Source organism: Vibrio sp. 1557 (assembly GCF_033340175.1).
Classification (GTDB): Bacteria; Pseudomonadota; Gammaproteobacteria; order Enterobacterales; family Vibrionaceae; genus Vibrio; species Vibrio alginolyticus.
Window position 1 is genome coordinate 21,892 of the sequence record NZ_JAWOVZ010000020.1, and the last position, 19,346, is coordinate 41,237.

The window sequence follows — 19,346 nt, forward strand, 5'->3', positions numbered from 1 at the left end:
GTGAAGAATAAAACAGCGTGTAATTATACTGCGCCTTTGCCACATTGGAACATGCGTGGGAATGGTCAGATTTGTTACCGCAACCAATATGTGCACCACTCATTCGACAACAAGGAGATAACGAATGAAACCAAGGCTACTTCTCTTGCCTTTGGCCTTTGTCGTCAGTTCTGCTCAGGCTCAACTCGCTGAAACCGCAGGTTTTGGCGGTGAAATTTCGCTGAATGCCGGATTCATATCATCAGAATCCAATTTCAATACAGAAAATAGTAACACCATCGATTCTCTCGATAAGCGTGCCGATAGTGACAGTTCCGTTATCGCTGCACCGCTAGGGAGTGTGACATACACCTTTGGTAGCCGACTCAACCACCAAGTTTACGCCGGTACCACACGCTCAGATGTCGCGGTAGGTACACTCGCTTTTCAGTTGGGCTATCAACACGAGCTACAATCTGGCACCGTGCTCGATGTTTCCTATCTGCCGACGGTACTCAAAGGCGAAACTTGGCGCAACCCTTATCAAGTAGGAACCGCACGTAAAGAGACGGATGTTGACGGCAATGCATATCGCTTTCAGATCAAAGGGTTAATTGATAAGAACTTCAACCTTGATCTTGCTTATGCTGATAAAGACATCGAGCAGGAGGAAGTGACAGACCGCTCACTTGCTCGCGATGCTAACCTTTACTATGTCAAAGGCGACTATCGCATTCCACTCAACCAAACGTCTATGTTGCAACCCGCTTTCACCTACATCAATCAAGATGCCGACGGTAAGGCGGAATCATTTGATTCGTACGGGTTTGACATCAGCTGGTTTAAATTTATCAATCGCCATCGATTGGCTCTCACCGCGGGTTACGCATGGAAAGACTATCAAGCCGCTAGCCAAACTTTTGCTAAAACACGAAATGACGACACCATCAGCCTATTTGCGGCCTACGAATATCAAAACGTATTTGACTGGCAAGACTGGTCGTTCATTTCTTTAGCCGGCTATAGCCAAACTGACTCGAATATCACGTTTTATGAGGAGAAAGAGTACCTATTGTCGCTTGGTCTCAACTACACCTTCTAACGTCCTTCATCGCAACAAGGCGCTCACAACACTTGTTGCGATGACATTTTGCATGTCTCTATACCGCTTGCGCCGTAAGCTGTTTCAGTAAACGGTCCATCGCTCGATACCCAAGCGCCTCGGCCAAGTGCGTTCGTTCAATTTGCTCCGCCCCATCCAGATCGGCGATTGTTCGCGCCACTTTGATAATACGATGATATGCACGAATCGAGAGCCCTAAACGGTGCAAAGCGGTTTCAAGAAACTCAGCATCACTCTTGTGCAAGGGACAAAACGCCTCAATTTCTCGACTACCTAGCAGTGCATTGACCTTACCACTGCGGTTTAGCATATTGTTACGCGCATGGCTCACACGCGCTTTTACGATAGCAGTCGGCTCACCGCGATCACCACCTTCTGCTAATGTCCCTTTGGGCAAAGCTGGGATTTCTAAAGACATATCAAAGCGATCTAACAATGGTCCAGATAATCGACCAAGGTAGCGCAAAATAGCTTGTGGATTGGTGCGCGCTTGATTGCCTTCGTAATATCCTGTCGGGCTTGGGTTCAATGCTCCAACTAATTGGAAACGAGCCGGAAAGCGTGTTTTACCTTGCGCTCGAGAGATAATGATCTCGCCAGATTCGAGCGGTTCGCGTAACGAGTCCAGAACTTTACGATCAAATTCGGGCATTTCATCGAGAAACAATAACCCGTTGTGGGCTAAAGAGATCTCCCCTGGTCTGGGTACCGAACCACCGCCGACTAATGCCGCCATTGAACTTGAATGATGCGGAGAACGAAACGGACGCGACTTCCAGTTATGCTCATTAATTTCACTCTGAGTCAACGATGCCACCGAAGCGGTTTCCATTGCTTCTTCGTCACTCATTTCCGGTAATAAGTCACACAAACGCGAAGCCAACATCGTTTTTCCAGTACCTGGCGGGCCAAGGAAAAGTAAGTTGTGGTTTCCAGCGGCAGCAATCTCCAGTGCTCGCTTACCTTGTTGTTGGCCAATAATATCTTGTAAGTCTCGACCATGTTTTTCGATCGTTTTTCGCTTAGGCGTTTGAAAAAGATTCAGTCGATGTTGACCACAAAGCTCGGCACATACTTCCAGTAATGATTGGGCCGATTTATGTTGTTCCTTCCCCACCAGCGCCGCCTGATCGCCATTCACATGTGGGACGACCAAATGACGTTGAATCTTACTGGCTTCCAGCGCAGCAGGCAGCACACCTTTTACAGGTCTCAGACCACCAGATAACGCTAACTCACCAACAAATTCGTAGTTTTTGAGCTTATCTGTCGCGATTTGCTCCGAAGCGGCCAAAATTCCCAATGCAATAGGAAGATCAAAACGCCCTCCCTCCTTGGGTAGATCTGCCGGAGCCAAGTTCACGGTGATCCGCTTAGCAGGAAATTGAAAGTTAGAATTAATGATCGCACTGCGTACGCGATCTTTGGACTCTTTTACCGTTGTCTCTGGCAAGCCTACTAAGGTAAACCCTGGCATGCCGTTGCTGATATGAACTTCTACACTAACCGATGGCGCTTGCACCCCGACGCTTGCTCGACTATGAATGATTGCCAGCCCCATACGTTCCTCAATTTTTTTGAACACTCTGTAAACAAATGTTTTATCTAGTTGGTTATGTTATATACCGCGTCCCAATTGAGAGTTAATGTGAAAAAAGAATGACTTTTTGCTTGTCATGCAGCGGAATTGTGTGATACCACTAATGACGCAAACAATTTCGTAGAACATTACACAACATTTTTTAACGAAAAAAGAACGACAGACAGATGAACCTTTTCGCTCATATCAACGCACTGCTAGCCCTGATTATCGTGGTCATTATTGGCACCGCGCGGGGTATTGTGGGCGAAAGGTAACCACAAATTACAAAAAACCCCCGCACTGAAAAGTCCGGGGGTTTTTTTACAACTACAAGTTGTCATCTGTCTAACCCTCGGACAGTTTAACGGGAAGAATGGGAGTGCACATGAAGTGCAATAAATATGGCAATCGCTACGAGCCACAACGTAGCAAAGGAGGTTTACGATGACTGGTGCACAACTTGTCGTAGCCGCTTTAAGACAGCAAGGCATCGAAACCGTTTTTGGCTACCCCGGCGGGGCCATCATGCCAATCTATGATGCTTTGTATGACGGTGGGGTGGAACACATCCTATGCCGTCACGAGCAAGGGGCCGCTATGGCAGCTATCGGGATGGCTCGTTCCACTCAAGACGTTGCTGTGTGCATGGCAACTTCTGGCCCAGGAGCCACTAACCTTGTTACCGGCCTTGCCGACGCTTTCCTTGACTCCGTACCTCTAGTTGCCATCACAGGCCAGGTTGCTAGCTCTCATATCGGTACCGATGCATTCCAAGAAATGGATGTGATCGGAATGTCCCTAGCCTGTACTAAGCACAGCTATCTCGTGACCGAAATTGAAGATCTAGCTCCGACACTTGCCGAAGCCTTTGAGGTCGCAAAAACCGGTCGTCCGGGTCCTGTCATTGTCGATATCGCCAAAGACGTTCAACTCGCTCAAGCACCTACAGACCTTCTTCCTCCATACATAGCACCAGCAATCGAAGATGTCAGCGCTGAAGATATCAAACGTGCGCAAGATGTGCTGGCAGCATCTACTCGCCCAGTGTTGTATGTTGGTGGTGGCGTGCAACTTGCGAAAGCAACCGATGCAGTACGCGAATTTCTTCGCTTAAACCCAATGCCTGCAGTTAGCACATTAAAAGGCCTCGGTACCATTGAACGCCATGATCCTCACTATCTTGGTATGTTGGGTATGCATGGCACCAAAGCCGCCAACCTAGTGGTTCAAGAAGCCGATCTATTGATCGTGGTTGGCGCGCGTTTTGATGACCGTGTGACGGGTAAGCTCGATACGTTTGCACCAAATGCGAAAGTGATTCACATCGACATTGATGCTGCGGAGATTCATAAACTGCGCCACGCCAACGCACCATTACGTGGCGACATCAACACCATTCTCCCTCAGCTAGAACTGACTCAAGATATCTCACCGTGGGTTCATCACAGTGAAAGTCTGCGCAGCGGCTTTAAGTGGCGTTACGACCACCCGGGCGAGTTAATCTACGCACCGCTATTGCTTAAACAGCTGTCTGACATGATGCCAGATAGCTCAATTGTCTCGACCGACGTCGGTCAGCACCAGATGTGGGCAGCGCAACATATCCAGCCACGCGAACCACAAAATTTCATCACTTCTGCTGGCCTTGGCACCATGGGCTTTGGCTTGCCAGCGGCGATGGGTGCTGCAGTCGCACGTCCTGATGATCAGTCTATCCTTATTACAGGTGACGGTTCATTTATGATGAACGTTCAGGAATTGGGCACGCTGAAGCGTCGTCAGATTCCAGTGAAGATTGTCCTTCTTAATAACCAACGTCTTGGCATGGTTCGCCAATGGCAGTCATTGTTCTTTGACGGTCGCCACAGTGAAACCATTCTTGATGACAACCCAGATTTCGTGATGTTAGCAGAAGCGTTCGATATCCCGGGCAAAACCATCACCAAGAAAGAAGAAGTCGAACCTGCTCTCAAAGAGATGCTAGCGAGTGAAACTTCTTACATGCTTCACGTTTTGATTGATGAAGAAGAAAACGTGTGGCCATTGGTGCCACCTGGCGCATCAAACAGTGATATGTTGGAAAATACATAGGAGACAATCGCATGGACAGATATTTACTCGACATCAAAGCCGATGACAAACCGGTACTGTTGGAGCGCGTTCTACGTGTGATTCGTCACCGAGGCTTCGTGATCAAACAAGTCGCTGCTACGCAAAACCACGAAAGCAAAGTAGCCAGCGTCGAGATCATCGTCGACAGCGATCGACCAATCTCGTTTTTGATCAATCAAATAGAGAAGTTGTGGGACGTTCGTAAGGTTGAGGTGCTAAAAATCCGCAACGATGAACTGCCAAATCACAACTTACAACAACACGTAAGTGCATAAGGAAGGCAACAAATGGCAACGAAAACTGCAGATTTCATTTGGTTTAATGGTGAGATGGTTCCATGGGCAGAGGCGAACGTTCACGTTCTGACTCACGCAATGCACTATGGTACATCCGTGTTTGAAGGCGTGCGCTGTTACAACACACCAAAAGGCCCAATTGTCTTCCGTCACCGTGAGCATGCACAACGTCTAAAAGATTCTGCCAAGATTTACCGCTTTCCGATCCCTTTCTCTGTAGAAGAAATCATGGAAGCGACCCGCGAAACACTGCGCCAAAACAAACTCGACAGCGCTTACATTCGTCCATTGGGTTTTGTCGGTAATGTTGGCTTAGGCGTATGTCCACCAGTTGGCACTGAGATGGATCTAATCATTGCAGCATTTCCTTGGGGCTCTTACTTAGGCGAAGAAGCGCTAGAAAAAGGTGTCGATGCGATGATTTCAAGCTGGAACCGCGCTGCGCCAAACACCATCCCAACTGCAGCTAAAGCAGGCGGTAACTACCTATCTTCACTACTGGTTGGTGGTGAAGCGCGTCGTCACGGTTACGACGAAGGTATTGCGCTAAGCGTAGATGGTTACCTATCGGAAGGGGCTGGTGAAAACATCTTCGTTATCAAAGATGGCGTAATCACCACACCACCAGCAACTAGCGCGATTCTACCGGGCATCACTCGCGACTCGATCATGACAATTGCACGCGATAAAGGCTACGAAGTCCGTGAAGCGAACATTGCTCGTGAAGCCCTTTACCTTGCCGATGAAGTCTTCATGACAGGTACTGCGGCTGAGATTGTACCAGTGGCAACCATCGACAAGATTGAAGTGGGCACTGGTAAGCGCGGCCCTATCACTAAAGAACTACAAGCAGCCTACTTTGGCCTATTTGACGGCACCACGGAAGATAAGTGGGGCTGGTTAGACTATGTGTACCCAGAACAGAAGTAAGAAGGATTAGGAAATGCCAAAATATAGATCAGCTACCACCACACATGGTCGTAACATGGCGGGTGCACGAGCACTGTGGCGTGCAACGGGTGTGAAAGAAGAAGACTTCGGTAAACCAATCATCGCCGTTGTAAACTCGTTTACTCAATTTGTTCCGGGTCACGTACACCTGAAAGACATGGGTCAGCTTGTAGCACGCGAAATCGAAAAAGCTGGCGGTATTGCGAAAGAATTCAACACCATCGCGGTTGATGATGGTATCGCAATGGGTCACGGCGGCATGCTGTACTCACTGCCTTCACGCGAACTGATCGCAGACTCTGTGGAGTACATGGTCAACGCGCACTGTGCCGATGCCATGGTATGTATCTCTAACTGTGACAAAATCACTCCGGGAATGTTGATGGCATCTATGCGTCTCAACATCCCGGTTATCTTTGTTTCTGGTGGTCCAATGGAAGCGGGTAAAACCAAGCTTTCTGATCAGATCATCAAACTAGACCTTGTAGATGCGATGATCCAAGGCGCGGATCCAAAAGTGTCTGATGAGCAAAGCGAGCAGATCGAACGCAGCGCATGTCCAACGTGTGGATCGTGTTCAGGCATGTTCACTGCAAACTCAATGAACTGTCTAACGGAAGCACTGGGTCTTTCTCAACCAGGTAACGGTTCTATGCTGGCAACGCACGCTGACCGTGAACAACTGTTCCTTAATGCAGGTCGTCGTATCGTTGAACTGACTCGTCGTTACTACGAGCAAGATGACGAATCAGCACTGCCACGCAACATCGCTACGTTTGATGCGTTCGAAAATGCGATGGCACTGGATATTGCAATGGGTGGCTCAACCAACACCATTTTGCACCTGTTGGCTGCAGCGCAAGAAGGTGAAGTGGATTTCGATATGGAAGATATCGATCGCCTATCACGCCAAGTACCACACCTATGTAAAGTGGCACCATCTACCCAGAAATATCACATGGAAGACGTACACCGCGCTGGTGGCGTCATGGCAATTCTTGGTGAGTTAGATCGTGCAGGTCTTCTACACAATGATGCGCGCACCGTGCTTGGCCTTTCGATGAAAGAGCAGCTGGCGAAATACGACATCATCCAAACTGAAGACGAAGAAGTACTTAAGTTCTACCGCGCAGGTCCTGCGGGAATTCGTACTACTCAAGCGTTCTCACAAGATTGCCGCTGGGATCGCCTTGATGACGACCGTGCGGAAGGCTGTATTCGTACTATCGATCATGCCTTTAGCCAAGAAGGTGGCCTAGCCGTTCTATCAGGCAACATCGCATTAGATGGTTGTATCGTTAAGACTGCTGGTGTGGATGAGAGCATTCATAAATTCACTGGCCCAGCCGTAGTTTTCGAAAGCCAAGAAGACGCCGTAGAAGGCATCTTAGGCGGCAAAGTAAAAGCTGGCGACGTGGTTGTTATCCGTTACGAAGGCCCTAAAGGTGGTCCGGGCATGCAAGAAATGCTCTACCCAACCACTTACCTAAAATCGATGGGCCTTGGTAAAGAGTGTGCACTTCTGACTGACGGCCGTTTCTCTGGTGGTACATCAGGTCTATCTATCGGCCACGCTTCTCCTGAAGCGGCAAACGGCGGTGCAATTGGCTTGGTGAAGCAAGGCGATATTATTGCGATTGATATTCCAAACCGTTCAATTTCACTTCAAGTATCTGAACAAGAACTTGCTGAGCGCCGTGCGAAACAAGACGAACTAGGCTGGAAACCAGTTGACCGCCAACGTGAAGTTTCCTTTGCACTCAAAGCGTACGCGAGTATGGCAACCAGTGCTGACAAGGGTGCAGTACGAGACAAGTCGAAGCTAGAGGGCTAGCAATGATGGAAGCTCAACCCGAAAAACAAGTGAACCAAACTGGCGCAGATTATCTGCGCCAAATCCTTCGCGCACCTGTTTATGAAGTAGCAACAGTGACGCCACTGCAAGAAATGCCTCGTTTATCTGCACGTATCGGGAATAACGTGCAGATCAAGCGTGAAGATCGCCAACCCGTACACTCGTTCAAATTGCGCGGTGCATACAACATGGTGGCGAGTTTATCTGAAGCACAAAAAGCCGCTGGTGTCATTGCAGCATCGGCAGGTAACCACGCTCAAGGCATGGCGCTCTCTGGTACTAAGCTAGGCATCAAGACCACCATCGTAATGCCCAAAACCACACCAGACATCAAAGTCGATGCGGTACGTGGCTTCGGTGGCAATGTAGTGCTGCACGGCAGCAACTTTGATGAGGCAAAAGCGGAAGCGGAACGCCTTTCTGATCTGCATGGGTACACATTTGTCCCTCCTTTCGATCACCCACTGGTGATTGCAGGTCAAGGCACCATCGGCATGGAAATGCTGCAGCAAAATGGTCACCTTGATTACATCTTCGTCCCTGTCGGTGGTGGCGGTTTGGCTGCCGGTGTTGCGGTACTCGTGAAGCAGCTCATGCCAGAAATCAAAGTGATTGCGGTCGAGCCAGAAGATTCTTCATGCCTCAAAGCGGCATTGGATGCAGGTGAACCAGTAGTATTAGACCAGGTCAGCATGTTTGCCGATGGCGTTGCAGTAAAACGCATTGGTGAAGAGACGTTTCGTCTATGCCAAAAGTACATTGATGGCCATATTGCAGTCTCTAGCGATGAAATCTGCGCAGCAGTAAAAGACATCTTTGAAGACACTCGCGCCATTGCTGAGCCTTCGGGGGCGCTTGCTCTGGCGGGGCTGAAGAAGTTTGCTGAACAGAACAAGCTGAAAGACAAAAGCCTAGGTACGGTATTGTCTGGCGCAAACACCAACTTCCACGGTCTGCGTTATGTTTCTGAACGCTGCGAGCTTGGTGAAAAACGTGAAGGTCTGCTTGCCGTCACCATCCCTGAGCGTCAAGGTGCTTTCTTTGAGTTCTGTAACCTCATTGGCGGCCGTGCCGTGACAGAGTTTAACTACCGCTACAACGATGACGCATTAGCAAATATCTTTGTCGGTGTGCGTTTGCAAGGCGGTCAGGAAGAGCTAGAACATATCATTCACGACTTACGTGATGGTGGCTACCCAGTGGTTGACCTGTCTGATGATGAAATGGCGAAGCTGCACGTGCGCTACATGATTGGTGGTAAGCCGTCTAAGCCGCTTAAAGAGCGCCTCTACAGCTTTGAATTCCCAGAGTACCCTGGGGCGCTACTTAAGTTCTTAAGCACACTCGGCACACACTGGAATATCAGTTTGTTCAACTACCGTAACCACGGCGCTGACTACGGACGTGTTTTATGTGGTTTCGAGTTAGATGAAAGCGATTTAGCTCAGTTTTCTGCACATTTACGTGAACTTGGCTATCAATGCAAAGACGAGACAGACAACCCATCGTATAAGTTTTTCTTGTCATAAAACGCCACATTTTAAACATATCAATGAAAACACCTCGCTAATGCGAGGTGTTTTTTATGACTGTAACCAATCTTTATGTAGCTGATTAGGCGACCCAAGATAGTCCACCATCCACTGGATCAATTTATGATTATCATCTTTGCGCCATACTAAGCAGCAGTGACTGCGCGGTTTATCATCCGGCATGACCTTCTCCACCAGCACACCATCATTGATTAAGGGTGTTGCAATATGACGTGGCATGTAACCCACGCCCACCCCATTTTTTAAACATTCAATCGCACTATACCAATTGGGCAATAATAATCGGCGCTGCTGCGGATAATGGCCAGTATGGCGTTTTGGCAGCACGTTCGAAGTATCATCAAGACAGATCGCCGGAAATTGACTCACAAACTCTTCAGTCAGCACTTGTTGTCGAACGCAAGGATGAGCGGGTGACATTACAAATGCCCAATCTAATACGCCCATATCTTTGACTTCAAAATCTCCCCCAACGGGAACCGCAGATGTCGCGCCAACGACAATGTCGGCTCGACCTTGTGCTATGGCTTCCCAAGAACCATTGAAGACCTCCATATTTATCTGCAATTCAGCAAATTCAAACTCGCGATAAAAATCTTCCACCAAAGGTTTGAGTTTTTCTAACTTCACCACGTTATCTAAGGTCAGCTTTAACGTGCTTTTCCATCCTTGAGCCGCTCGCCGCGTTTGTGCTTTCACCTCTTCCATTTGACGCAGCAAAGAGCGCGCCTCGGCCATAAAAAGTTCACCCGCTGGAGTTAGCTCGACTTTCCTTGGTAAACGTCGAAACAGCACCACATCTAAATCTTGCTCGACCTGCCTTACTCCATAGCTGATGGCTGAGGGGACTTTATGCAATACCTCAGCCGCAGCGGTGAAACTGCCTGAACGGGCAACCGTATCCAGCATTTCCAAAGACGCTTTAGAGAACATGATTTAACCTTTCAAAAAATTTGATTGATAACCAACAATTTTAGCGTTTTATTTTCTCAAAATCGAAAAATAGAATAATAAGGTAAATAAATCAGGGTTGGCGCCAACTGATGTTGATTAAAAAATGATTAAATAATTTGACTGGTTGAATCATGAAAATCTCAAAACTACAGCTCATTTATCTGGCAGCATTATCGATGCTTGGCTTCGTTGCTACCGATATGTATCTGCCAGCATTCAAAGCGATGGAAATCGACTTTGCAACAGGCCCTGAGCAAATTGCGCTCTCTTTAACGGTATTCCTCGTTGGTATGGCGATTGGCCAGCTAATGTGGGGATTGGCATCCGATAAATTTGGCCATCGTAATACACTCGCAGCCGGGTTGGTGCTATTTACTATCGCGTCATTCGGTTTGGCTTTCTGTGATCAAGTATGGCAACTACTCACACTGCGCTTTATCCAAGCTATCGGTGTGTGTGCACCAGCCGTGATCTGGCAGGCTATGGTCATTAAACGCTACTCAAGCAGTAGCCAACAAATTTTTGCGACAATCATGCCACTCGTCGCGCTATCACCAGCACTAGCACCTCAATTAGGGGTTGTGTTGGCAGATAACTTCGGCTGGCACAGTATCTTTATTACGCTAACACTGGTTGGTGTCTTTTTGGTCTTTGCGACCATGGCACAAAAAGACGAGAAAGCAGAAATCAAACAAACCAGTATGTCTTCCGACATCAAAGCGCTACTGAGTTCTAAAAAATACCTTGGCAACGTGTTTATGTTTGCGACGGCTTCAGCTGCGTTCTTTGCTTACCTAACTGGGATGCCAGAAATCATGGCGCAACTGGGCTACGAAGCAAAAGATATTGGTTTGAGCTTTATCCCACAAACTATCGCGTTTATGGCTGGTGGCTACTTAGGTAAAGTCGGCGTTCGAAAATTTGGTGATGAAAAGGTTCTGCGCCAACTGATTGGCCTATTTAGTGTCGCGGCATTAATGATTTTCATTGCTTCACAGTGGGAGCTGTCATCGATTTGGCCTATTCTTGCGCCATTCTGTTTGATTGCCGTTGCTAACGGCGCGCTGTACCCAATCGTGGTAAACCGTGCTCTGGCCAGCGCACAACAGAGCCCTGCAACAGCAGCAGGTCTGCAAAACAGCCTGCAAATCTGTGTAAGTAGCTTCTCAAGTGCATTGGTAGCCGCAATGGCAAGCCAAGCTCAGATGGTTACTGGCATCGCAATCATCATCTGTATGGGTGGGCTGTGGATGGGATACATTCTGTCGAATCGCGAATTATCCAAGCACTTTACGACTCCTGACAACGCCCGAGTCGTGAGTGAAGACGAACTTTAATCGTTCAGATAATAAAAAGAGCCGCGCAATGCGGCTCTTTCTGTTTATAAGCTTTTCAACCCCCACTTATTGGCAGTCTGCTTAAAAAAGCCTTGAGTCTTTTTCAACTCTACCCAGTGATTGATGTAATTAATCCATACTTGATCGTCTTGCGGCAACAACATAGCAATTGGGGTTGGTTTACGCGGTGCGGTCACTGGCACTATCGCCAACTGTTTAAACTTGTCCACTAACGTCGCTGCTTCCACATTGGACGTCACCGATACATCGGCCCTGCGAGCTAGTAGTTCTTGGAAGTCGCGCGCTGGCGCTTCAATAACAATATGTTGAGCAGACGGGAAGAATTCTTTCACCATTTTTTCTTGTACCGTACCTAACGTCGCCGCGACTTTTACTTCTGGTTTATTAAAATCCGCCCAATCAGAGAATTTGGCGAGATCTTTCTTTTGCACCACAGGTACAAAGGCAAGGTAGAAATACGGCTGGCTGTATCCAGCTACTTTCGCGCGCGACATGTTCAGAGATGCGCTGCCAGTAATATCGTATTTGTTGGCGGTAATGCCATTAACTAGCGTCTTCCAATCCGTGGGCACATACTCCACTTTTACACCAAGATCTTTAGCAAGCTCTGTTGTTACATCAATATCGAAGCCACGATAACTGTTTGTCGCAGGGTCTTTCATCGTCATCGGATTCCAATCTCCCGTCGTTCCAACTCGGAGTACGCCATTGTCTAAAATGGATTGAAGACGGCTTTCAGCGTGAGCGACTTGAGTCGCAGCAAGCAAACACATTCCTAGCACTAGTAAAATCTTTCTCATTTTTATTCCCTTAAAAATAATGACCTTATACGGTTTAATAATTAACCTTTATTAGAGCTCTACTGATAACATAGCAGCAACAAAGGAAGTTTTTTAGTTAATTCAGGGAGTAAATGTGACGTTTCGAACTCTATGGCTGTTTTCACTGCTATTACTCACTGGTTGTTCAGATTATCAATGGGGCTGGTATGTACTTGACCCTTCGACGGATCAAGGGCTCACCAATCTAAAGTTTTTAATCGCTGGGTTTAACGACACCATTCAGGTATCACTCCTCAGTATGTTATTTGCGATGAGCTTGGGTCTGATCGTTGCGTTACCCGCTCTGTCGGACTCTGCCTCTCTGAAGTGGATAAACCGTATTTATGTCGAGGTGATCCGTTCAGTGCCAGTTTTAGTCTTACTACTTTGGGTGTATTACGGCATGCCTACGCTATTGGATGTCTCACTCAATCACTTTTGGGCGGGTGTTATTGCACTGACTATCGCTGAGAGTGCGTTTATGGCGGAAGTGTTTCGCGGTGGGATACAAGCTATCAGCCGTGGCCAGCATGAAGCAGCTGAGTCTTTGGGCTTAAGCTATTGGCAAAAGATGCGCTTGGTAATTCTTCCCCAAGCGTTTCGGCAAATTCTCCCACCACTGGGTAATCAATTTGTCTACATTCTCAAGATGAGTTCTTTAGTCAGCGTGATTGGTTTAAGCGATCTCACTCGCCGTGCTAATGAGCTGGTGGTGAATGAGTACTTACCCTTAGAGATTTATACCTTCCTCGTTTTGGAGTACTTGTTGCTCATCCTATTTGTATCTCAAGCCGTTCGTTGGCTCGAAAAACGTATTGCCATTCCTAGCTACTAGCGATGAAGCCTGAGCTAGAAACAACAAAGCCGCTCTTGTTGAGCGGCTTTGACAATATAGAGACAGAGTGTAGGTAATGCTTATTTCTGTTTTACAGGACGCTGCCAGCCAGTAATTTTGCGCTCTTTGACGCGAGTAATTACTAACTCACCTTCTTCAACATCTTTTGTTAGTGTCGTGCCAGCACCGATGGTTGCGCCATCAGCGATAGTGACAGGCGCCACCAGCTGGCTATCAGAACCAACAAAAACATCATTACCGATGATGGTTTTAAACTTGTTCGCACCATCGTAGTTACAAGTGATAGTACCTGCACCGATGTTAGTACGTTGACCGATCTCTGCATCACCTAAGTAAGTTAGGTGGTTCGCTTTTGAACCTTCTCCGATGCGCGCATTTTTCACTTCAACGAAGTTACCCACATGGGAATCGTTACGCATTTCAGCACCAGGACGAAGGCGAGTAAATGGACCAACCGTACATTCTTCACCAACCGTTGCACCTTCAATCACACTGTAAGGGCGAACGATGGTGTTGTCGTCGATTTCACAATCTTTCAGTACACAACCCGCACCGATAACCACGTTATCACCCAGTGAAACTTTACCTTCGATGATAACATTCACGTCGATTTCACAGTCCATACCGCACTGTAACTCACCACGCAAATCAAAGCGTGCTGGATCGCGTAGCATGACACCTTGCTCTAGTAGTTTCTGAGCTTGCATTGACTGGAAAGCACGCTCTAGACGAGCAAGCTGTGCGCGGTCGTTGACCCCTTCCACCTCAATGGCATTGACTGGGTGTACTGCCTCAACGGCACGACCTTCATCGTGTGCAGCTGCAATAACGTCAGTTAGGTAGTATTCGCCTTGTGCGTTGTTGTTGTTTAAGCCAGACAACCAACGCTTAAGATCCCCACCAGTCGCAACCATCACGCCAGTATTGATCTCTTTAATTTGTTTTTGTTCTTCTGTTGCATCTTTTTGCTCAACGATCGCCACAACAGGACCATTCTTACGGATAATACGACCGTAGCCTGTCGGGTTATCTAGAATCACTGTTAGTAGTGCAATACCGCCTGTTGGCTGTGCATCTAATAGGTTTTCAATCGTTTCAGCTGAAATCAGTGGAACATCACCGTAAAGCACCAGTACTTTTTCATCGTCTTCAAACTTCGGAGACGCTTGATCAACCGCATGACCTGTACCTAGTTGCTCCGCTTGCAGTACCCAGTTTACAGGCTCTTCTGCTAGCGTTTGCTGCATTTGATCACCACCGTGACCATATACTAAGTGGATGTTTTGTGCGCCAAGACCTGTACATGTATCGATAACATGTTTTGCCATTGGCTTCCCTGCCAAAGTGTGTAGCACTTTAGGCATGTTTGAATACATACGGGTACCTTTACCCGCAGCAAGAATCACAGCACTGAATTTCATTGATAACCTATTGACGTTTTATGTTAATTGGCCGTTATTTTAAACAGCTCTTTTAAAATAGTTAATGGAGTAAGGTAAATTTCCAACTAAAATTAATCAAAAAGGCGACCAATTGGCCGCCTTTTTTCATGCAACGTTGCTAATTGAGCTTAGCGACGCTTTTTTGTCAGCTCGATAACTCGTAGCTGAGCAATGGCTTTAGCCAGTTCACTGGCCGCTTGTGCGAAGTCCATGTCACCATGCTGATTCAGGATTTGCTCCTCAGCGCGGCGTTTGGCTTCTTCTGCCTTCGCTGCGTCTAGCTCTTCACCACGGATAGCTGTATCAGCTAGTACAGTCGCTGTACCAGGCTGAATCTCTACCATACCACCAGAAACATAAATAATTTCTTCGTGGCCGTGCTGTTTCACAATACGCACCATACCAGGCTTGATAGCGGTCAGCAGCGGTGTGTGACCATGGAAAATACCAAGTTCACCTTCGCTACCGGTCACCTGAAACGTTTCAACACGACCAGAGAAAATTTTCTTCTCAGCGCTTACTACGTCTAGGTGAAAGGTTATTGCTGCCATATCGCCTCCTAGTTAGCCTTATAGCTTCTTCGCATTCTCAATAGCATCGTCGATGCTACCGCAGTACATAAATGCCTGCTCAGGAATGTCGTCGTATTCACCAGCTAGTAGGCCTTTAAAGCCACGTAGAGTCTCTTTTAGAGGTACGTAAATACCAGGGTCACCTGTAAATACTTCTGCTACGTGGTAAGGCTGAGTTAGGAAACGCTCAATCTTACGTGCACGAGATACAACTTGCTTATCTTCTTCAGATAGCTCGTCCATACCTAGGATAGCAATGATATCTTTCAGCTCTTTGTAGCGCTGAAGAGTCTGCTGAACACCACGAGCAACTTCGTAGTGATCTTGACCAACGACTAGTGGATCAAGCATACGAGATGTTGAATCTAGCGGGTCGATCGCAGGGTATAGACCCATTGCAGCGATGTTACGGTTAAGTACAACCGTTGCATCCAAGTGCGCGAACGTTGTTGCTGGAGACGGGTCAGTCAAGTCATCCGCTGGTACGTATACCGCCTGTACAGACGTGATAGAACCTGATTTCGTTGACGTGATACGCTCCTGGAGTACACCCATCTCTTCTGCAAGAGTTGGCTGGTAACCTACCGCAGAAGGCATACGACCTAGTAGTGCTGATACCTCTGTACCTGCAAGTGTGTAACGGTAGATGTTATCAATGAACAGTAGTACGTCACGACCTTCGTCACGGAAACGCTCTGCCATTGTTAGACCAGTCAGTGCAACACGTAGACGGTTACCTGGTGGCTCGTTCATCTGACCGTAAACCATCGCTACTTTTGATTCTTCAGGCTTCTCAACGTTTACAACGCCCGCTTCCTGCATCTCGTAGTAGAAATCGTTACCTTCACGAGTACGCTCACCAACACCAGCAAATACTGATAGACCTGAGTGCTGTAGTGCGATGTTGTTGATAAGTTCCATCATGTTAACGGTCTTACCTACACCTGCACCACCGAATAGACCGATTTTACCACCCTTAGCGAATGGACAAATTAGGTCGATTACTTTAACGCCCGTTTCTAGAAGTGCAATTTCGTTTGATTGCTCTTCGTAGCTTGGTGCACTACGGTGGATAGAGTAAACCTCTTCCGCACCCACTTCACCACGCTCGTCAATCGCGTCACCTAGGACGTTCATGATACGACCTAGAGTTTTAGTACCTACTGGTACTGAAATTGGAGCGCCAGTGTTAACCACTTCTACTCCACGACGTAAACCATCAGAGCTACCCATTACGATACAACGAACTACGCCACCGCCTAGCTGTTGTTGAACTTCAAGAACTAGACGCTCTTTTGAGTCCGTTACGTTTAGAGCGTCATATACACTAGGTACATCGCTCTGTGGGAACTCTACGTCGACTACCGCACCGATGATCTGTACGATCTTACCTGTAGCCATCGTTAATCCTCTAAACTATTTCGTTTTACCTAAGCTTAAACCGCAGCTGCACCACCAACGATTTCTGATAGTTCTTGTGTAATCGCAGCCTGACGGGCTTTGTTGTACACAAGTTCCAAATCGTCAATCAAACTGGTTGCGTTATCCGTTGCAGCCTTCATCGCAATCATTCGAGCCGCTTGCTCACAAGCAAGGTTCTCAACCACACCTTGGTATACCTGAGACTCTACATAACGCACTAATAGCGTATCCAGTAGAGGTTTTGGTTCAGGCTCATAGATGTAGTCCCATGAATGCTCACGCTGCATCTCTTCGCTGTCCGATTTAGGCAAAGGTAGCAATTGATCGATCGTTGGTTGCTGAACCATAGTATTTACAAACTTGTTGAATACTACATATAGACGGTCCAGTTCACCTTCATCGTATTTCTTCAGCATTACGCCAACAGAGCCGATTAGGTCTTGTAGGCTTGGATTATCTCCAAGACCAGAAACCTGTGCCGCAACTTTTGCGCCACCATGTTTAAAGAAAGCTGTTGCTTTTGAGCCAACAACGGCTAGCTCAATCTCAGCACCTTTCTCTCTCCATGCTTGCATGTCTGTAACGGCTTTTTTGAACACGTTAATGTTCAAACCACCACACAGACCACGGTCTGTCGAAACGATGATGTAACCAACACGTTTAGCTTCACGCTCTTCTAGGTACGGATGACGGTACTCTAGGTTTGCGTTAGCCACATGACCGATCACTTTACGCATTGTTTCAGCGTATGGACGAGAAGCTTCCATTGCATCTTGAGAACGACGCATTTTTGAAGCTGCTACCATTTCCATCGCTTTCGTAATTTTCTGAGTGCTTTTAACACTACCGATTTTATTACGTATCTCTTTTGCGCCGGCCATCGTTACTCTCCGTTAGTTGGTGGCAGAAACTGCCACCGACCTAATTACCAAGTTTGGGTTGCTTTGAAGTCGTCAGTCAGTTTCTTCAACTGAGCTTCGATTTCATCGTTGTAAGCGCCAGACTTGTCGATCTCAGCTGCTAGTTCAGCGTATTGACCGCGAGCGTACGATAGTAGAGCCGCCTCGAAATCTAGAACTTTGTTAAGTTCTACATCATCAAGGTAACCGCGCTCTGCCGCGAAGATAGTTAGAGCTTGGTCAAATACAGACATTGGAGCGTACTGCTTCTGCTTCATTAGTTCTGTAACTTTTTGACCATGGTCTAGCTGTTTCTTCGTTGCGTCATCAAGGTCAGAAGAGAACTGAGCAAATGCCGCTAGTTCACGGTATGCAGCTAGTGCTGTACGGATACCACCTGATAGTTTCTTGATGATTTTCGTCTGAGCTGAACCACCTACACGAGATACTGAGATACCTGGGTCAACAGCAGGACGAACACCAGCGTTGAATAGCTCAGTTTGTAGGAAGATCTGACCATCGGTAATCGAGATTACGTTAGTCGGTACGAATGCTGAAACGTCACCTGCTTGAGTTTCGATGATAGGAAGAGCAGTCAAAGAACCAGTCTTACCTTTCACTTCACCGTTAGTGAAACGCTCTACGTACTCTTCGTTTACACGAGCTGCACGCTCTAGTAGACGCGAGTGTAAGTAGAATACGTCACCTGGGAATGCCTCACGGCCTGGTGGACGTTTAAGTAGTAGAGAGATCTGACGGTAAGCTACCGCTTGCTTAGATAGATCATCGTAAACAATCAGTGCGTCTTCACCGCGATCGCGGAAGTATTCACCCATCGCACAACCTGCGTAAGGCGCTAGGTATTGAAGCGCTGCAGATTCAGAAGCTGATGCAACTACAACGATAGTGTTTTGTAGTGCGCCGTGCTCTTCTAGTTTGCGAACAACGTTAGCGATAGTCGATGCTTTCTGACCGATTGCTACGTAGATAGAGAAAATACCAGAGTCTTTCTGGTTGATGATCGCGTCGATCGCCAGTGCTGTTTTACCAATCTGACGGTCACCGATGATAAGCTCACGCTGACCACGACCGATTGGGATCATAGAGTCAACTGACTTATAACCAGTTTGCACAGGTTGGTCTACCGATTTACGGTCGATTACACCTGGTGCGATCACTTCTACAGGTGAAGTCATTTTCGCTTCGATTGGACCTTTACCATCGATAGGCTCACCCAGCGTGTTTACTACGCGGCCTAGTAGTTCTGGACCAACTGGCACTTCAAGAATGCGGCCAGTACCTGTAACTTTCATGCCTTCCTTAAGGTCAGCATATGGGCCCATTACAACCGCACCAACCGAGTCACGCTCAAGGTTAAGTGCCAGTGCATAACGGCCACCCGGTAATTCAATCATTTCACCTTGCATCACGTCCGCTAGGCCGTGGATGCGGATGATACCATCGCTTACCGATACGATAGTACCCTCGTTGCGAGCTTCACTAACAACTTCGAAAGATTCGATACGTTGTTTGATCAGATCGCTAATTTCCGTGGAATTAAGTTGCATGCT

At 47.4% G+C, this 19,346-nt stretch carries 16 protein-coding genes; 8 read left to right on the forward strand and 8 right to left on the reverse strand.

Going from position 1 to position 19,346, the window contains the following annotated elements:
- Positions 1-124: 124 nt before the first annotated feature.
- Entirely contained in the window at positions 125-1,081 is a 957-nt protein-coding gene (locus tag R7070_RS19055; protein ID WP_005379034.1) for a DUF2860 domain-containing protein, read from the forward strand.
- Positions 1,082-1,139: 58 nt separating this feature from the next.
- On the opposite strand, the gene R7070_RS19060 is transcribed toward R7070_RS19055, so the two are convergent.
- Positions 1,140-2,663 (reverse strand): YifB family Mg chelatase-like AAA ATPase, encoded by a 1,524-nt coding sequence (locus R7070_RS19060; protein ID WP_005383862.1) that lies wholly within the window; start codon positions 2,661-2,663, stop codon positions 1,140-1,142.
- Positions 2,664-3,128: 465 nt separating this feature from the next.
- Here R7070_RS19060 and ilvG point away from each other — a divergent pair, with 465 nt between their 5' ends.
- The 5 genes from ilvG to ilvA are packed head-to-tail and all read left to right on the forward strand — an operon-like array spanning position 3,129 to position 9,427.
- Complete coding sequence (gene ilvG, locus R7070_RS19065) at positions 3,129-4,775, forward strand: acetolactate synthase 2 catalytic subunit (protein ID WP_318141278.1); 1,647 nt, start codon at positions 3,129-3,131, stop codon at positions 4,773-4,775.
- A gap of 11 nt (positions 4,776-4,786) precedes the next feature.
- Positions 4,787-5,071 (forward strand): acetolactate synthase 2 small subunit, encoded by a 285-nt coding sequence (gene ilvM / locus R7070_RS19070; protein WP_005378958.1) that lies wholly within the window; start codon positions 4,787-4,789, stop codon positions 5,069-5,071.
- Between the two features lie 12 nt (positions 5,072-5,083).
- Positions 5,084-6,022 carry a branched-chain-amino-acid transaminase gene (gene ilvE / locus R7070_RS19075; RefSeq protein WP_005378953.1) on the forward strand — a complete coding sequence of 313 codons (939 nt, stop codon included), beginning with the start codon at positions 5,084-5,086 and terminating at the stop codon, positions 6,020-6,022.
- A gap of 13 nt (positions 6,023-6,035) precedes the next feature.
- Positions 6,036-7,877, forward strand: a complete 1,842-nt coding sequence (gene ilvD / locus R7070_RS19080) for a dihydroxy-acid dehydratase (RefSeq protein ID WP_256900656.1) — start codon at positions 6,036-6,038, stop codon at positions 7,875-7,877.
- Between the two features lie 2 nt (positions 7,878-7,879).
- Entirely contained in the window at positions 7,880-9,427 is a 1,548-nt protein-coding gene (ilvA, locus tag R7070_RS19085; RefSeq protein ID WP_033906586.1) for a threonine ammonia-lyase, biosynthetic, read from the forward strand.
- Between the two features lie 54 nt (positions 9,428-9,481).
- On the opposite strand, the gene punR is transcribed toward ilvA, so the two are convergent.
- Entirely contained in the window at positions 9,482-10,384 is a 903-nt protein-coding gene (gene punR / locus R7070_RS19090; RefSeq protein ID WP_213907441.1) for a DNA-binding transcriptional activator PunR, read from the reverse strand.
- Between the two features lie 152 nt (positions 10,385-10,536).
- Here punR and punC point away from each other — a divergent pair, with 152 nt between their 5' ends.
- Positions 10,537-11,742, forward strand: a complete 1,206-nt coding sequence (gene punC, locus R7070_RS19095; protein ID WP_033906588.1) for a purine nucleoside transporter PunC — start codon at positions 10,537-10,539, stop codon at positions 11,740-11,742.
- Between the two features lie 44 nt (positions 11,743-11,786).
- Here punC and R7070_RS19100 read toward each other — a convergent pair whose 3' ends face one another.
- Positions 11,787-12,563, reverse strand: coding sequence for a transporter substrate-binding domain-containing protein (locus tag R7070_RS19100; RefSeq protein WP_213907440.1), 777 nt, complete (start codon positions 12,561-12,563; stop codon positions 11,787-11,789).
- Positions 12,564-12,678: 115 nt separating this feature from the next.
- On the opposite strand from R7070_RS19100, the gene R7070_RS19105 reads away from it, so the two are divergent.
- The gene (locus R7070_RS19105; protein ID WP_005383852.1) at positions 12,679-13,419 is read left to right on the forward strand and encodes an amino acid ABC transporter permease; all 741 of its coding nucleotides are present in this window, start codon (positions 12,679-12,681) and stop codon (positions 13,417-13,419) included.
- Positions 13,420-13,499: 80 nt separating this feature from the next.
- Here the strand turns inward: R7070_RS19105 and glmU are convergent, their stop codons facing one another.
- From glmU to atpA, 5 genes are all read right to left on the reverse strand, one after another.
- Positions 13,500-14,861, reverse strand: coding sequence for a bifunctional UDP-N-acetylglucosamine diphosphorylase/glucosamine-1-phosphate N-acetyltransferase GlmU (gene glmU / locus R7070_RS19110; protein WP_017635597.1), 1,362 nt, complete (start codon positions 14,859-14,861; stop codon positions 13,500-13,502).
- A gap of 149 nt (positions 14,862-15,010) precedes the next feature.
- Positions 15,011-15,433, reverse strand: a complete 423-nt coding sequence (locus tag R7070_RS19115; RefSeq protein WP_256900657.1) for a F0F1 ATP synthase subunit epsilon — start codon at positions 15,431-15,433, stop codon at positions 15,011-15,013.
- Between the two features lie 18 nt (positions 15,434-15,451).
- Positions 15,452-16,855, reverse strand: a complete 1,404-nt coding sequence (atpD, locus tag R7070_RS19120; protein ID WP_005378933.1) for a F0F1 ATP synthase subunit beta — start codon at positions 16,853-16,855, stop codon at positions 15,452-15,454.
- 35 nt (positions 16,856-16,890) lie between these two features.
- Positions 16,891-17,757, reverse strand: coding sequence for a F0F1 ATP synthase subunit gamma (atpG, locus tag R7070_RS19125; protein ID WP_005378932.1), 867 nt, complete (start codon positions 17,755-17,757; stop codon positions 16,891-16,893).
- Positions 17,758-17,801: 44 nt separating this feature from the next.
- Positions 17,802-19,343, reverse strand: coding sequence for a F0F1 ATP synthase subunit alpha (gene atpA, locus R7070_RS19130; RefSeq protein ID WP_005378931.1), 1,542 nt, complete (start codon positions 19,341-19,343; stop codon positions 17,802-17,804).
- Positions 19,344-19,346: the final 3 nt, after the last annotated feature.

Excerpts from the sequence above, each read along its gene's own strand:
- R7070_RS19055 (WP_005379034.1), top strand. The coding sequence starts at position 125 with ATGAAACCAAGGCTACTTCTCTTGCCTTTGGCCTTTGTCGTCAGTTCT.
- R7070_RS19060 (WP_005383862.1), bottom strand. The coding sequence starts at position 2,663 with ATGGGGCTGGCAATCATTCATAGTCGAGCAAGCGTCGGGGTGCAAGCG.
- ilvG (WP_318141278.1), top strand. The coding sequence starts at position 3,129 with ATGACTGGTGCACAACTTGTCGTAGCCGCTTTAAGACAGCAAGGCATC.
- ilvM (WP_005378958.1), top strand. The coding sequence starts at position 4,787 with ATGGACAGATATTTACTCGACATCAAAGCCGATGACAAACCGGTACTG.
- ilvE (WP_005378953.1), top strand. The coding sequence starts at position 5,084 with ATGGCAACGAAAACTGCAGATTTCATTTGGTTTAATGGTGAGATGGTT.
- ilvD (WP_256900656.1), top strand. The coding sequence starts at position 6,036 with ATGCCAAAATATAGATCAGCTACCACCACACATGGTCGTAACATGGCG.
- ilvA (WP_033906586.1), top strand. The coding sequence starts at position 7,880 with ATGATGGAAGCTCAACCCGAAAAACAAGTGAACCAAACTGGCGCAGAT.
- punR (WP_213907441.1), bottom strand. The coding sequence starts at position 10,384 with ATGTTCTCTAAAGCGTCTTTGGAAATGCTGGATACGGTTGCCCGTTCA.
- punC (WP_033906588.1), top strand. The coding sequence starts at position 10,537 with ATGAAAATCTCAAAACTACAGCTCATTTATCTGGCAGCATTATCGATG.
- R7070_RS19100 (WP_213907440.1), bottom strand. The coding sequence starts at position 12,563 with ATGAGAAAGATTTTACTAGTGCTAGGAATGTGTTTGCTTGCTGCGACT.
- glmU (WP_017635597.1), bottom strand. The coding sequence starts at position 14,861 with ATGAAATTCAGTGCTGTGATTCTTGCTGCGGGTAAAGGTACCCGTATG.
- R7070_RS19115 (WP_256900657.1), bottom strand. The coding sequence starts at position 15,433 with ATGGCAGCAATAACCTTTCACCTAGACGTAGTAAGCGCTGAGAAGAAA.
- atpD (WP_005378933.1), bottom strand. The coding sequence starts at position 16,855 with ATGGCTACAGGTAAGATCGTACAGATCATCGGTGCGGTAGTCGACGTA.
- atpG (WP_005378932.1), bottom strand. The coding sequence starts at position 17,757 with ATGGCCGGCGCAAAAGAGATACGTAATAAAATCGGTAGTGTTAAAAGC.
- atpA (WP_005378931.1), bottom strand. The coding sequence starts at position 19,343 with ATGCAACTTAATTCCACGGAAATTAGCGATCTGATCAAACAACGTATC.